Raw genomic sequence first — 13,311 nt, forward strand, 5'->3', positions numbered from 1 at the left:
AGTAAGCGTAATGAAGATCATCACCAGACTGCTCTGCGGCGCCGCTTTCGCGGCCGTCGCCATCGCGCCGGCATCGGCCAAGGACCTCAACAAGGTCGGTATCTCGGTCGGCCTGCTCGGCAACCCGTTCTTCGTCGCCACCATCAAGGGCATCGAGGATGCGGCCAAGAAGATCAATCCGAAGGTCGAGGTGACATCGGTATCGGCCGACTACGACCTCAACAAGCAGGTCTCGCAGGTCGATTCCTTCATCGCCGCCGGCGTCGACGTGATCATGCTCAACGCGGTCGATGCCAAGGCGATCGCACCGGCTGTGAAGAAGGCGCAGGCCGCCGGCATCATCGTCGCCGCCTTCGACGTTTCGGCGCCGGGCGCCGATGTCACCGTGATGACCAACAACGTCAAGGCCGGCGAGGAAGCCTGCCAGTACCTGGTAGACCACACGGGCGGCAAGGGCGACTACGTCATCCTCAATGGACCGGCGTCGTCGTCGATCCTGGAACGTGTGAAGGGCTGCAAGAACGTGCTTGCCCAGCATCCCGACATCAAGATCCTGTCCGACGACCAGAACGCCGAAGGTTCGCGCGACGGCGGCCTGAAAGTGTTCCAGTCGCTGCTGACCCGTTTCGACAAGATCGACGCGGTGTTCGCCATCAACGATCCGACGGCGATCGGCGCCGAGCTCGCCGCCAAGCAGCTCAATCGTTCGGAGTTCATCTTCACCGCGGTCGACGGCGCGCCGGATATCGAGAAGGAACTTTCTTCCGGCAAATCGATGATCAAGGCTTCGGCCTCACAGGATCCCTATGTGATGGCCGGCCAGTCGCTGACCATGGCGGCCGATCTGCTGGCTGGCAAGAAGCCGGCGGAGGCCACCGTGCTGCTCGACCCGAAGCTGATCACGGCCGAGAACCTGAAGGACTACAAGGGCTGGACCGCGGCCCGCTAAGCCTCCCAAGGCTGGTGCGGCCGGCGCGATCCGGCCGCACCCATTCTCCCACCTCAATGCCGGAGACGATCATGTCGCGCATCGGAATCCATTCTTTCGTCTGGTCGGCAGGCTCGGCGCAGCACGAACTCGAACGCACGCTGGCCAATACCAAGGAGGCCGGTTTCGACCTGATAGAATTCTCCTATCTCGACCCCGCCGACGTCGATATTGGCGGGCTTGCCAAACGCATCGCCGATCTTGATCTCGGCGTGGCGATCAGCATCGGGTTGCCTGGTGATGGCGACATATCGAGCGCCGACAAGGCGATCGCCGCGCGCGGCGTCGAGATCCTCAACCAGACCATCGCGTTGACGCGCGACCTTGGCGGCGGCAAGGTCGCCGGCATTCTGTCGGCCAGCCATGGGCTGCAGGTCGAGGCGCCGACACGCGATCAATGGAACCGCAGCGCCGCGGCGCTGGCCAAGGTTGCCGAGACGGCGAAGGCGGCCGGCGTCACGCTCAACCTGGAAATCGTCAACCGCTTCGAAAGCAATCTGCTCAACACCGCCGCGCAGGGCCTGGCGTTCATCAAGGACACCGGGTCGGACAACATCTTCCTGCATCTCGACACCTTCCATATGAACATCGAGGAGGCCGATCTCGGGCTCGCCATCCGTCACGCGGCAGCCAAGATCGGCTATGTCCATATCGGCGAAAGCCATCGCGGCTTCCTCGGCACCGGCAATATCGACTTCGCGGCGATTTTCGATGCGCTGACCGCAATCGGCTACGCCGACGATCTCAGCTTCGAATCCTTCTCCTCGGAGATCGTCGACGAGAACCTGTCGAAGAAGACCGCAATCTGGCGCAATCTGTGGACCGACAATATGGCGCTCGCCAAACACGCGCGCGCCTTCATCGGCCTCGGAATGGAGACGGCGCAACGCAAGGCTGAACTCGTCTCCGCGCCACACAAACCGTAGCAACTCAAGGTCGACGCGGACAGCGGAAGGCATGCCCGGATGCGCGGCCGCGCCTGTTTCGCATGGCGCGGCATTGCTCCCGTCATGTGCATCGGCTATCCGACCTCGAACATATGAAGCAAACGGAGCCCGGCATGACGAACAAGACCATTCTCAAATTCGGCGCGGTCGAGCACGCGGAAGCCGGCGATCTGCCTGGCTGGATCGCGGTCGAGGGCCAGCCGACCATGCAGACCGCCGTCCAGCACACGACCGCGGATGGCAAGGTGATATCGGGCACATGGCGGGCGTCGCCCGGCACCTATCATGCGACCTACACCGATTATGAGTTCGTGCACATGATCGCCGGCCGTATCATCATCACGCCCGACGGGGGCACGCCGATCGAAGTGGGCCCCGGCGACGCCTTCGTAGTGGAAGCCGATTTCAAGGGCACCTGGAAGATCATCGAGCCGGTGACCAAGCATTTCGTCGTCCGGGTCGGCTGAGCCGGCCTGATCGCATTCGCGCATGAAAAATCCCGCCATGGTTCGCCATGGCGGGATTTTCGTTTGCGGCATTGGTTTCGACGGGTTGTTCCCTCGTTCAATGACCAGATGCATCGTAATGGGCCAGCACGTCTGGCACGGCATTTGCTGCTGTGGCGAGGCGGCCACAAGGCCGTCCCCATCCAACGGTTGGCAACGATGCATTTTCGTCAGTTTCTCATCGGAATGACCGCAACGTCGGCGTCCGTCGCGCTCGCGGCCTATTTCAGGACGGGTTCGCCATGGGTCGCCCTTGCATGGGCCGCCGCCAGCGCAACCCTGCTGCAAGCCGGCTACTTCATGCTGATCGTCAGGGAGATCTGTCGGCCGGCCGTCCCGGAAAGAACAGCGGCAAACCAGGATGCACGCCAGCCCGAGGTTCGGCTGCCGGTGCGCCTGCTTACGCTCGTTGCGATCACCATGCTGGCCAGCGCGGCGATGACGCAGACGACCCTTGCCGATGACGATGATACTTACTTCGACTGCGTCATCGGCAAGGCCGAGGCGATCATGAAACGGCAAACGCACAGGGATGCCGAAGCAGCGCTGGGGAAGGCCTATGCGCTGTGCCAGCCGATGGAACCGTCCCAGGAAGCGTTCTTGTCGCCCGGACCTGCCGCAACTGGTTGAAGTCGTTGACAATCAATGAGGGTTGTTTGCAACACGGTGCGACGTGGTCACCGCGAAAATCAATTCCAACCCTCTGATTTCGTTGGTGATCCCGACAGGAATCGAACCTGTGACCTACAGATTAGGAATCTGCCGCTCTATCCTACTGAGCTACGGGACCACGCGGCCCGACACATAGCCGCTTCGGACCGTTTCGCCAAGAGGCCGGCCGAAGGCAATTCGGCCGGCGCTTTACATGCATCAGGCGGCTAGCGCCGTCTCCGCCAGTTTTACCCAATAGCTCATGCCGTGCGGGATGGCTTCGTCGTTGAAGTCATAGGCCGGGTTGTGGAGACCGGCGGTCTCGCCATTGCCGATGAAGATGAAGGCTCCGGGCCGGGCTTCCAGCATATAGGAGAAGTCCTCGCCGCCCATCACCGGCTGGATCGCGCGGTGCACCTGGGCATCGCCGGCCACGTCGGCGGCCACGTCGCTGGCGAACACCGTCTCATCCGCATGGTTGAACGTCACCGGGTAATTCGCGTCGTAGTCGACCTCGATCGTCGCGCCATAGGCGGTGGCCAGCCCCGCGCAGATCGCGCGGATACGCTCTTCCGATTTCTTGGCCACCTCCTTCTTCAGCGTGCGCACCGTGCCGGCGATCTCGGCCGATTCCGGGATGATGTTGTAGGCGTCGCCCGCGTGGAACTTGGTCACCGACACCACCACGGCCTCGACTGGATCGGTGCTGCGCGAGGCGATCGTCTGCAAGGCGCCGACCAGCTGGCTGGTGATGACGATCGGGTCGATCGTGCCGTGCGGCATCGCCGCATGGCCGCCCCGGCCTTTCACGGTGATGGTGAATTCGGCGGTCGCCGCCATGATCGGGCCTGGACGGATGGCGAACTGGCCGACCGGCAGGCCGGGCATGTTGTGCATGCCGAACACTTTGGCGATATCGAAACGCTCCATCATGCCGTCCTTGACCATCTCGTTGCCGCCGCCACCGCCTTCTTCCGCCGGCTGGAAGATGACCGCCACGGAGCCCGTGAAATTGCGCGTCTCGGCGAGATATTTCGCCGCACCGAGCAGCATCGCGGTGTGGCCGTCATGGCCGCAGGCATGCATCTTGCCCGGAACGGTCGACGCGTAGGGCTTGCCGGTGATCTCCTTGAGCGGCAGGGCGTCCATGTCGGCGCGCAACCCGATTGTGGGGCCTTCCCCCTGACGGCCGCGGATGATGCCGACGACGCCCGTCTTGCCGAGGCCGGTCACCACATCGTCGCAGCCAAACTCTTTCAGCTTTTCGGTGACGAAGGCCGCCGTCTTGAAGACATCGAAGTTCAGTTCTGGCGTTTGGTGCAGATGCTGTCGCCATCCGGCGACTTCGTCCTGCATTTCGGCGGCGCGGTTCAGGATTGGCATGATGGTTCCATTTCGTTGTTGGTGCAGCCGGCTTCAGCCCGATGTTTTGGAATTGTGATTGTCAGGCGCTTTGCCATGTTGGCGTCACATAGGGTAAATAGCACCGCAATAATGCGGTCCGGTTTTTGAGGGTCGGATCCTTATGCTGGCGGTCACGTAACGAAATCTTACGGAGCCAGGGGCAATCAGGGCAAGAGGCGATTTCGGATTCGATCATGCGGCACAGGCATTTCCTCAAACTATTCCCGGCTGGCGCAATCATGCTGTCGGTCCTGGCTGGGCCGGCGCTGGCCAATCCGGTGGTGGTCTTCGACCTCAAGAGCGGCCAGATCCTGCAGCATCAGGATGCGTTCAAGCGCTGGTATCCAGCCTCGCTCAGCAAGCTGATGACCGCCTATGTGACCTTCAGGGCGATCGCGGCCGGGGAAGTCCAGCTCGATTCGCCGATCAAGGTGACCAAACATTCCGCCGGCGAACCGCCGAGCAAGATGGGTTTCAAGCCCGGCTCGGTGATGCGGCTCGACAATGCGCTGAAGATGATGCTGGTCAAATCGGCCAATGACATCGCCATGGCGGTCGGCGAGAATGTCGGCGGCTCGCAGGCAGCCTTTGCCGAAAGGATGAACGCCGAGGCGGCCCGGCTCGGCATGAACGGCACCCATTTCGTCAACCCGAACGGGCTTTACTCGCCCGACCAGTATACGACGGCGCGCGATCTCTCGATCCTGGTGATGGCGATCCGCCGCGAGTTTCCGCAATATGCGCCGTGGTTCTCGATCGAGGGGCTCGCGGTCGGCAAGAAGGCCATTTCCAACTACAATCTCCTGATCGGCCGCTATCCCGGCGCCGACGGCATGAAGACCGGCTTTGTCTGCCCGTCCGGCTTCAACATGATCGGTTCGGCGACCCGCAACGGGCGTACGCTGGTGGCGGTGGTGCTTGGCGAGAAGTCGGCGATCAGCCGTGCCGAAACCGCGGCCAAACTGCTCGATCAAGGCTTTGACGCGCCTGCCGCCGGGTCGACCACCGTCACCACGCTGGCGCCCTACGGCGATCTGATCTCGCCCAACGACATGCATGACGAGGTCTGCAAGAAGAAGACGAAGGCGGAGCAGTCCGAGGCGCCGCCAGCCGTCGCCGCCAAGGACGTGCCGAAATCGCCCTATCGGGAGAAGCTCGACCATGTGCCGACACTGGTTGCCGTCGGCCTCGGCGGCGCCACCGGTCCGGCGCCGAAAGCGATCCTCGACGAGGGCGCGCAGGAATATGCCGACGTGCCGATTCCGCCTTGGCGGCCCGACAAACCCGTACCGGCCGGCACCGGTCCGAAAGTCGTGGGTGCCGCCGCGCAAGGCGACCAGCCGACCAAAGCCGCGAATTAACCCGATGAGCGGTTTCCCGATACCCGTCTCGGTGCTGACCGGCTTTCTCGGCGCCGGCAAGACGACATTGCTCAACCGGCTCCTGAAGGATCCGGCCTTGGCCGACACCGCGGTCATCATCAACGAGTATGGCGAGGTGGCGATCGACCACCTGCTGGTCGAGCAGGCCTCCGACGGCATCATCCAGCTTTCCGACGGCTGCCTGTGCTGCACGGTGCGCGGCGAACTTGTCGATACGCTGGCCGACCTGGTCGACCGGCTGCAGACCGGCCGTATTGCCCGGCTTGCCCGCGTCATCGTCGAGACCACGGGACTGGCCGACCCGGCGCCGGTGCTGCAGTCGATCATGGCCCATCCGGCGCTGGTCCAGGCTTTTCGGCTCGACGGCGTCATCACCCTGGTCGATGCGGTCAACGGTGGGGCGACACTCGATGCGCATGTCGAGGCGGTCAAGCAGGTTGCGGTGGCCGACCGTATCGTGCTCTCCAAGGCCGATCTGGTCGCTGATCCCGGCGATCTCGAAACGCTGCGGGCGCGCTTGCGCCAGATCAATCCCGGAGCTCAACTGCTCGATGTCGGGGAGACGAAGACCGGCGTGGCGGCGCTGTTCGACTGCGGCCTCTACAATCCTGCCACCAAGTCCGCCGACGTGCGGCGCTGGCTTGGTGAAGAGGCTGCGCATCACGACCATGTTGACCATCATGGCCATGATAATCACGAGCATGCCCATGCCCATGCCCATCGCCACGATCAGCGCGTAAAAACCCATTCGCTGGTGCATGACGGGCCGGTGCCGTTTTCAGCCATCGAGATGTTTCTCGATCTCCTGCGTTCGACGCACGGCGAGCACCTGCTGCGGATGAAGGGCATCATCCAATTGCAGGAGGATCCGTCGCGGCCTTTGGTCGTGCATGGCGTGCAGAAGATCCTGCATCCGCCGGTGCGGTTGCCATCCTGGCCGGACAGCCAGCGTGGCACGCGGCTGGTTCTGATCACGCTCGACATGCCGGAAGACTATGTGCGCCGGCTGTTCGCCGCCTTCACCAACCGGCCGTCGGTCGATACGCCCGACCGCGCGGCGCTGGAAAACAACCCGTTGGCGATCGCCGGACTGTAAATCTTTCGATTATTGCTCGCCGCGCTCGACCAGAAAGCGATGGCCGCCTGAAACCGACGCTGTTTCAATCAGCTGGTGGCCGGCATCCGAGCAGAAGGCGGGGATGTCGATGACGGCCAGCGGGTCGGTGGTTTCCAGCCAGAGCCGGCTGCCCGGCTGCATGCCGGCCAGCCGCTTCTTCGCCTTCAGAACGGGCAGAGGGCAATTCAGCCCCTTCAGATCATAGACGGTGTCGCTGGCCACGGCGATCAGCCGCCGAACATGCCGAGCAGCTTGTTCTTCAGCTTCGTCACCCGGCTCTCGTCCGCGCTGGCGGCCTGCGTTTCGGCCGGCTGGGCTTCCGTCGGAGCAGCAATGGTCGCGGTGGCGACGGGAGCTTCCTTGGCGGCCTTGGCCGCTTCCTTTGCAGCCACGGCTTGCGCCTTGGCGGCTTCCTTTTCTGCCAACGCCTGCGCCTTGGCGGCTTCCTTGGCCTGTTTGGCGGCCTCAATGGCTGCCAGCCTCTGCTCCTCGGCCTTCTTCTTGGCCGCTTTTTCCGCGTCGAGCGCCGCCATCTTGCGGCCGGCGGGCGAATCGATGCGGCCCATGCGCGCCGTCTCGGTCACCGAACCGTCGGTGTTGAGCGAAGGCGGATCGATCGGCACGCGTTCGCCGCGCGCCCGGCGCTTCGACCAGTCGGAGACGATGCTGGCTTCCTTGATACCGGCGATGGTTGGCTTCGGCGGCGGCACGCTAGCCTTGAGCGCGCCGTTGAACGCTGCATCGTAAGTGCTCTGATAGGCGTTGTAGGCGCTCTTCAAGGAATCCGGCTGCGTGGTCGCCGGGCAGGCGCCGGTCGGATCGAAGGTCTGGCCGTCGGCGGCAACCTGGTTGAAGACGTAGCGCTTCTCGCAGACGTCGACCTTCGGCGGCACCTTGGTGACTTCGAAATTGTCGTAGCCGACCTTCAGCATCTTCCAGAACTCATAGTTCGGATCGTTGCGGTAGCGCGCCATGTTGGCCGCGGTCATGCGGAACGGAAAAGCCTGGATCTGGAACTCGGTCTGGCCACCCTGAAAGGCGTCGCGGCCGAAGGCATAGATCTGCTCGATCTGTGCGTCGGTCATCGAATAGCAGCCCGACGACGAGCAGGCGCCATGCACCATGAGGTTCTGACCCGTGCGGCCATTGGCACGGTCATAGGCGTTGGGGAAGCCGATGTTGAAGGACAGATGGTAGTTCGAGCGCGGGTTCATCTGCGATGGCCGCACCGTATAGAACCCTTCCGGCGCCTGGCGGTCGCCCTCGGTGTATTTCGGCCCGAGCTTGCCCGACCATTTGCAGATATCGTAGCTCGCCACCATGTCGTAGCGGCCGTTGGTCTTGGCCTTCCAGATTTCGAGCTTGCCTTCTTCCTTGAAGATACGGGCCATCACCGAGGAGGTGCGGATCATGCCCTTGGCCTTCATGTCGGCCAGGATCTTGTCGGGCAGCGGCTTGTTGGCTTCCGGGGCAAAATCCTTCATCGACGAATCATTGCAGCCGGCAACGACTATCGAGGCAATGAGGACTCCGGTGCGGGCAAACTTGGCAAACATGGATACGGCTATGTCTTTTTCCTCGGTCCATGGCCTCAAAGCGGCTGGACCCGTATGCTGAACACCGACGGACCGTAAGCCCGTTAACCTTGAAAATTCCTTACCGCAAGCGTCAGCCGACACCTGGCGGCATTTTCATAGACTCGAATGCGGCGGCATTTTTGTGGCGGAATCGTGCCCGCCGCCACTTTGCCGTGCGGTGGCCAGGGCAATTCCAGGGCGAACAGACGTTTGACGGATCCGGATTTGGCGGGCTCTAGTTAATGCCGGTACCGGAGCCACTGCTATTGTCCTCTGGCAGGGAGATCGCCTGCTGAGCCCTCAGTGCTTGCAGGCGAGCCGCTTTGACCAGCGCAGGTTTCTCGTATTTCTTCATCCCAAGCCCTCCGAAAGCGAAAAGCTTTATTAGCAGCGGTTAATGTAAAGTGTCCATGGCGACCCGGCCCCAGATCACGGGATAGTCTGGTTTGAACCCGCCGAAGACAGCGGCGAAAACCGCTTCACACTTTTCGGCATCATGCTCTAAGAGCGGTTCAGAGTTTGATGGAATCTCTGACCCGCTCTAACTTCTTGTTTTTACGCAATTCCCAAGGGGAAGCGCTAGGCGCTTCTCCCGGGAAAACCGCTACGCACTTTTCCTGGAATTACTCTAGAGGCTGCGGCCCATCGCCAGGTATTTCTCGCGGCGTTGTTCACGGAAATCGGTGTTGGCGCCGGCGAATTCCTTCATCGTCTTGGCGATGAGGTCGCCGGTCGCGGCTATCACCGTTTCGGGCGCGCGCTGGGCGCCGCCCATCGGCTCGGGGATGATGGCGTCGATGATCTTCAGTTCGAGAAGATCCTGCGCGGTGATCTTCATGTTGGTCGCCGCGTCCTTGGAGCGCGTCGTGTCGCGCCACAGGATGGAGGCGGCACCCTCGGGCGAAATCACCGAATAGATGGCGTGTTCGAGCATGTAGACGCGGTTGGCGGTGGCGATCGCGATGGCGCCGCCCGAACCGCCTTCGCCGATGACGACCGAGATCGACGGCACTTTCAGGCCAAGGCAGGCCGAGGTCGAGCGGGCGATGGCTTCGGCCTGGCCGCGCTCCTCGGCGCCGACGCCGGGATAGGCGCCGGCCGTGTCGACCAGCGTCAGCAGTGGAATCTTGAAGCGGTCGGCAAGTTCCATCAGCCGCACCGCCTTGCGATACCCTTCAGGACGCACCGAGCCGAAATTGTGCTTCAGCCGGCTCGCCGTGTCCGAGCCCTTTTCCTGGCCGAGGATGGCGACAGGTTCGCCGCGGAAACGGGCAAAGCCGCCGACGATCGCCTGGTCCTCGCCGAAATTGCGGTCGCCGGCGAGCGGCGTGAAGTCGCTGAACAGACCCTTGATGTAGTCGACGCAGTGCGGCCTGTCGGAATGGCGCGCCACCTGAACCTTCTGCCATGGCGTCAGTGCCTTGTAGAGTTCGCGCAGCGCGTCGCGCGAACGCTTCTCGAGCCTGGTGATCTCGTCGGCGACATCGACCGCCTCGCCGTTCTCGGCAAGCTTCTTGAGCTCGAGGATCTTGAGCTCAAGATCCTGCACCGGCTTTTCGAAATCGAGGTAATTGTACATGCTTGAGCGGACCGATGCGTCGGAAGGCAAGGACTGCGGAACCGTTGAAACCAAGGCTCCGGGCGGTGAAATGTCGTCCTCACATAGCGATATGAGGCCTAGTCGGCAAGCGGATGATGATCGTTGACCAGCCGCACCAGCCGCTCCTCAAGCACGTGGGTGTAAATCTGTGTCGTCGATATGTCGGCGTGGCCAAGCAGTTGCTGCACGGCCCTGAGATCGGCGCCGTTCTGCAGGAGATGGCTGGCGAAAGCATGGCGCAGCACATGCGGCGATATTTTCGCCGAGGCGATGCCGGCCCTTGCTGCCAGCCCTTTCAGGTCACGGGCAAAGACCTGGCGCGAGAGATAGCCGCTGTCCGATGCCGCCGGAAACAGGAACGGGCTGTCGCCGAAGGCAGGCACCTTGGCCCGGGCGTCAAGCCAGCTCCGCATCGCCGAGCGCGCCTTGGCCGACAGCGGCACCATGCGTTCCTTGTCGCCCTTGCCGCGCACCATGAAGAAACGGTCGTCGCGCTGCGCCACCGTCACCGGCAGGCCGACCAGCTCGGAAACGCGCAGACCCGTGGCGTAGAGCACTTCGACCAGCGCATGCAGGCGCAAGGCCGCCAACCTGTCGGCATGACCGAGCCCGGCATCGCCGGCTTCGTGCGCGGCGCGGTCGATCAGCCGGCCGGTTTCGGCCTCGCTCATCGTCTTGGGCAGTGGCCGACCCTTCTTAGGGCTGTCCAGCGTGCCGGTGGGGTCGTCGGCGCGCAGGCCTTCGGCATAGAGGAACTTGAAGAACTGGCGGATCGCCGACAGTTTGCGCGCCTGCGAGGTCGGCGCGAAGCCGCGCGCGGCAATGTCGTCAAGATAGGCGCGGATATCTGCGGTAGCCGCACCGGCAAGCCCGCCATCGATTTCTTGCGAGGCATCCTCCAGATCGCGGCGATAGGAGGAAAGCGTGTTCTCGGCCGCTCCCCGCTCGGCGCTCATCATTTCCAGGAAGGCCTCGATACGGGCGGCGCTGTTCATTTCCTTGAGGCGTTCCGAGACAGTTTCGGTGTGGTTCAGTTCTTCTTGGGATTGAGCTTTTCCGGCGGAATACGCACGCTCATTTCCGCTTTTTTCGGCTCGACGAACATCACCAGCGCGAACATCGTACCATAGGCAATGCCGGCCAGAATCGCGAGGGTCACGACAAAGCGAAACAGTGTCGGCATCAATTCTCGCCCGTCTTTTTGTTCTGCGTTTCCAAACCCTGTGCCCTTATGGGACGCCAATCCGGCCAATTCAAGGAGGAAGCGGGGGCGTGTTAGCAACTTCTGATGCGAGCGCCCCTCTGTCCATATCGAGCCCACGGCACTCGGCACGCTTGACGCAAACCGGCTTTTCATGTCGATACGCCGGCAAAGAGGGCCCAAGAAACAGCTGATGAACGCGCTACAGGCAAATCCTCCAGGCGAGACCCATGCCGCGCTGCTTGGCCGGCTGGGCGGCCGGTCCATTGTCTTTGTCGGCCTGATGGGCGCCGGCAAGACGGCGATCGGCCGCAAGGTGTCGACGATGCTTTCGCTGCCCTTCATCGACAGCGACCAGGAGATCGAGAGCGTGTCGCGGATGACCGTTCCGGAGCTGTTCGAGCGCTATGGCGAAACCGAGTTCAGGGCCTTGGAGCAGCGTGTCATCCTGCGCGTGCTTGAAAACGGTCCGCAGGTTCTGTCGACCGGCGGCGGCGCCTTCATGAATGCGCAGACGCGCGAGGCCATCGCCGCGCACGGGGTCTCGGTGTGGCTGAAGGCCGAGCTCGACCTTCTGATGGACCGCGTTTCCAAGAAGCAGAACCGGCCGCTTTTGAAAAGCGCCGATCCCCGCGCCGTGCTGGAGCGGCTGATCGGGGAACGCTATCCGGTCTATGCCACTTCCGACGTCACCGTGCCGACCCGCGACGACCGCAAGGAGATCATCGCCGCCGAGGTGCTTGAGGCGCTTTGCCGGCATTTCGGCATCGATACGATGGAAGCGACGGGCGAGGTCGAATCATGAGCGCGGATCAGCCTGTCATCGTCGAAGTCGGTCTCGGTGACCGGGCCTACGACATATTGATCGGCGCCGGCCTGCTGTCGCGCGCCGGTGCTGAGATTTCGCGCCGGCTGCCGGGCACACGCGCCGCCGTCGTAACCGACGAGAACGTCGCCGCGGCGCATCTCGATACGCTGAAGGCCGGGCTCGAGAAGGGTGGCATCCAGCCCACCGTCATCACGATGCCGCCCGGCGAGAAGACCAAGAGCTTTGCCCATCTCGAAGAGGTGGTCGATGGCGTCCTGGCCGCCAGGCTGGAGCGCGGCGACGTCGTCATCGCGCTTGGCGGCGGCGTCATAGGCGATCTCACCGGTTTTGCCGCCGGCATCGTGCGGCGCGGCATGAATTTCGTGCAGGTTCCGACCTCGCTGCTGGCGCAGGTCGATTCCTCGGTCGGCGGCAAGACCGGCATCAACAGCCCGCGCGGCAAGAACCTCGTCGGCGTCTTCCTCCAGCCCAGGCTGGTGCTGGCCGACACCGAAGTGCTCGACACGCTGCCGATCCGCGAATTCCGCGCCGGCTATGCCGAGCTTGCCAAATACGGGCTGATCGACCGGCCGGAATTCTTCGCCTGGCTGGAAGCGAACTGGGAAAAGGTGTTTGGCGGCGGACCGGAGCGGGCCGAAGCCATTGCCGAGGCCTGCCGCGCCAAGGCCGACGTCGTTGCCCGCGACGAGTTCGAAACGGGCGACCGCGCCCTGCTCAATCTCGGCCACACATTCGGACACGCGCTCGAAGCCGCCACGCAGTATGACGGCGCTCGGCTTGTCCATGGCGAGGGGGTCGCCATCGGCATGGCGCTGGCGCACCGGTTCTCGTCGCGGCTCAATCTCGCCAGCCCCGACGATGCGGCCCGCGTCGAGGCGCATCTGCGTGCCATCGGGCTGCCGTGGCGGATGGCCGATATCCCGGGCGATTTGCCCGATGCGGATACCCTGCTTTCATTCATCACGCAGGACAAGAAGGTGTCGCGCGGCGCGCTGACCTTCATTCTGACGCGCGGCATCGGCCAGGCCTTCATCGCCAAGGATGTACCAGCCTCGGAAGTGCTGTCGTTCCTCAGGGAAAGCCATCCAGCCAGCCGGAAAGCCGGCTGA

The 13,311-nt window shown here is 63.1% G+C and carries 14 protein-coding genes and 1 tRNA gene; 8 read left to right on the forward strand and 7 right to left on the reverse strand.

The window, feature by feature from the left end; genetic code table 11:
• Positions 1 to 10: 10 nt before the first annotated feature.
• From EN824_RS29190 to EN824_RS29205, 4 genes are all read left to right on the forward strand, one after another.
• Positions 11 to 949: an ABC transporter substrate-binding protein gene (locus tag EN824_RS29190; RefSeq protein ID WP_127872188.1), complete on the forward strand. Its 939-nt coding sequence runs from the start codon at positions 11 to 13 to the stop codon at positions 947 to 949.
• A gap of 71 nt (positions 950 to 1,020) precedes the next feature.
• Entirely contained in the window at positions 1,021 to 1,914 is an 894-nt protein-coding gene (locus tag EN824_RS29195) for a sugar phosphate isomerase/epimerase (RefSeq protein ID WP_135932978.1), read from the forward strand.
• Positions 1,915 to 2,048: 134 nt separating this feature from the next.
• On the forward strand, positions 2,049 to 2,402 hold the full coding sequence (locus EN824_RS29200) for a cupin domain-containing protein (RefSeq protein WP_127279584.1): 354 nt from the start codon (positions 2,049 to 2,051) through the stop codon (positions 2,400 to 2,402).
• A gap of 198 nt (positions 2,403 to 2,600) precedes the next feature.
• Positions 2,601 to 3,071, forward strand: a complete 471-nt coding sequence (locus tag EN824_RS29205; RefSeq protein ID WP_245511775.1) for a hypothetical protein — start codon at positions 2,601 to 2,603, stop codon at positions 3,069 to 3,071.
• Positions 3,072 to 3,154: 83 nt separating this feature from the next.
• Here EN824_RS29205 and EN824_RS29210 read toward each other — a convergent pair.
• Both EN824_RS29210 and EN824_RS29215 read right to left on the reverse strand, forming a co-directional pair.
• Positions 3,155 to 3,231 (reverse strand) — tRNA-Arg (locus EN824_RS29210).
• 80 nt (positions 3,232 to 3,311) lie between these two features.
• The gene (locus EN824_RS29215; protein ID WP_127872191.1) at positions 3,312 to 4,475 is read right to left on the reverse strand and encodes a M20 aminoacylase family protein; all 1,164 of its coding nucleotides are present in this window, start codon (positions 4,473 to 4,475) and stop codon (positions 3,312 to 3,314) included.
• Positions 4,476 to 4,690: 215 nt separating this feature from the next.
• Here EN824_RS29215 and EN824_RS29220 point away from each other — a divergent pair, with 215 nt between their 5' ends.
• Together EN824_RS29220 and EN824_RS29225 are read left to right on the forward strand one after the other, a co-directional pair.
• The gene (locus tag EN824_RS29220) at positions 4,691 to 5,857 is read left to right on the forward strand and encodes a D-alanyl-D-alanine carboxypeptidase family protein (RefSeq protein WP_127279581.1); all 1,167 of its coding nucleotides are present in this window, start codon (positions 4,691 to 4,693) and stop codon (positions 5,855 to 5,857) included.
• A gap of 4 nt (positions 5,858 to 5,861) precedes the next feature.
• Positions 5,862 to 6,974, forward strand: a complete 1,113-nt coding sequence (locus EN824_RS29225; RefSeq protein ID WP_135932979.1) for a GTP-binding protein — start codon at positions 5,862 to 5,864, stop codon at positions 6,972 to 6,974.
• A gap of 9 nt (positions 6,975 to 6,983) precedes the next feature.
• Here EN824_RS29225 and EN824_RS29230 read toward each other — a convergent pair whose 3' ends face one another.
• From EN824_RS29230 to EN824_RS29255, 5 genes are all read right to left on the reverse strand, one after another.
• Positions 6,984 to 7,217 carry a sulfurtransferase TusA family protein gene (locus EN824_RS29230; RefSeq protein ID WP_167531493.1) on the reverse strand — a complete coding sequence of 78 codons (234 nt, stop codon included), beginning with the start codon at positions 7,215 to 7,217 and terminating at the stop codon, positions 6,984 to 6,986.
• Positions 7,218 to 7,222: 5 nt separating this feature from the next.
• Entirely contained in the window at positions 7,223 to 8,551 is a 1,329-nt protein-coding gene (locus EN824_RS29235) for a murein L,D-transpeptidase family protein (protein ID WP_135883507.1), read from the reverse strand.
• Between the two features lie 649 nt (positions 8,552 to 9,200).
• Positions 9,201 to 10,151 (reverse strand): acetyl-CoA carboxylase carboxyltransferase subunit alpha, encoded by a 951-nt coding sequence (locus EN824_RS29245; RefSeq protein ID WP_127872194.1) that lies wholly within the window; start codon positions 10,149 to 10,151, stop codon positions 9,201 to 9,203.
• Between the two features lie 98 nt (positions 10,152 to 10,249).
• Positions 10,250 to 11,167, reverse strand: a complete 918-nt coding sequence (locus EN824_RS29250) for a site-specific tyrosine recombinase XerD (protein WP_135932980.1) — start codon at positions 11,165 to 11,167, stop codon at positions 10,250 to 10,252.
• A gap of 35 nt (positions 11,168 to 11,202) precedes the next feature.
• A complete protein-coding gene (locus EN824_RS29255; RefSeq protein ID WP_015315495.1) occupies positions 11,203 to 11,355 on the reverse strand; it encodes a hypothetical protein in 153 nt (50 codons plus the stop codon).
• A 211-nt stretch (positions 11,356 to 11,566) separates the two neighbouring features.
• On the opposite strand from EN824_RS29255, the gene EN824_RS29260 reads away from it, so the two are divergent.
• Both EN824_RS29260 and aroB read left to right on the forward strand, forming a co-directional pair.
• Positions 11,567 to 12,178, forward strand: coding sequence for a shikimate kinase (locus EN824_RS29260; protein ID WP_135929473.1), 612 nt, complete (start codon positions 11,567 to 11,569; stop codon positions 12,176 to 12,178).
• Entirely contained in the window at positions 12,175 to 13,311 is a 1,137-nt protein-coding gene (gene aroB / locus EN824_RS29265) for a 3-dehydroquinate synthase (protein ID WP_135932981.1), read from the forward strand. The genes EN824_RS29260 and aroB overlap by 4 nt, the downstream gene beginning before the upstream one ends.

This window comes from Mesorhizobium sp. M8A.F.Ca.ET.181.01.1.1 (assembly GCF_004792025.1).
Classification (GTDB): Bacteria; Pseudomonadota; Alphaproteobacteria; order Rhizobiales; family Rhizobiaceae; genus Mesorhizobium.

Bases quoted from the DNA above. Each gene is read 5' to 3' on its own strand.
- EN824_RS29190 (WP_127872188.1), top strand. From the start codon at position 11: ATGAAGATCATCACCAGACTGCTCTGCGGCGCCGCTTTCGCGGCCGTC.
- EN824_RS29195 (WP_135932978.1), top strand. From the start codon at position 1,021: ATGTCGCGCATCGGAATCCATTCTTTCGTCTGGTCGGCAGGCTCGGCG.
- EN824_RS29200 (WP_127279584.1), top strand. From the start codon at position 2,049: ATGACGAACAAGACCATTCTCAAATTCGGCGCGGTCGAGCACGCGGAA.
- EN824_RS29205 (WP_245511775.1), top strand. From the start codon at position 2,601: ATGCATTTTCGTCAGTTTCTCATCGGAATGACCGCAACGTCGGCGTCC.
- EN824_RS29215 (WP_127872191.1), bottom strand. From the start codon at position 4,475: ATGCCAATCCTGAACCGCGCCGCCGAAATGCAGGACGAAGTCGCCGGA.
- EN824_RS29220 (WP_127279581.1), top strand. From the start codon at position 4,691: ATGCGGCACAGGCATTTCCTCAAACTATTCCCGGCTGGCGCAATCATG.
- EN824_RS29225 (WP_135932979.1), top strand. From the start codon at position 5,862: ATGAGCGGTTTCCCGATACCCGTCTCGGTGCTGACCGGCTTTCTCGGC.
- EN824_RS29235 (WP_135883507.1), bottom strand. From the start codon at position 8,551: ATGTTTGCCAAGTTTGCCCGCACCGGAGTCCTCATTGCCTCGATAGTC.
- EN824_RS29245 (WP_127872194.1), bottom strand. From the start codon at position 10,151: ATGTACAATTACCTCGATTTCGAAAAGCCGGTGCAGGATCTTGAGCTC.
- EN824_RS29250 (WP_135932980.1), bottom strand. From the start codon at position 11,167: ATGAACAGCGCCGCCCGTATCGAGGCCTTCCTGGAAATGATGAGCGCC.
- EN824_RS29255 (WP_015315495.1), bottom strand. From the start codon at position 11,355: ATGCCGACACTGTTTCGCTTTGTCGTGACCCTCGCGATTCTGGCCGGC.
- EN824_RS29260 (WP_135929473.1), top strand. From the start codon at position 11,567: ATGAACGCGCTACAGGCAAATCCTCCAGGCGAGACCCATGCCGCGCTG.
- aroB (WP_135932981.1), top strand. From the start codon at position 12,175: ATGAGCGCGGATCAGCCTGTCATCGTCGAAGTCGGTCTCGGTGACCGG.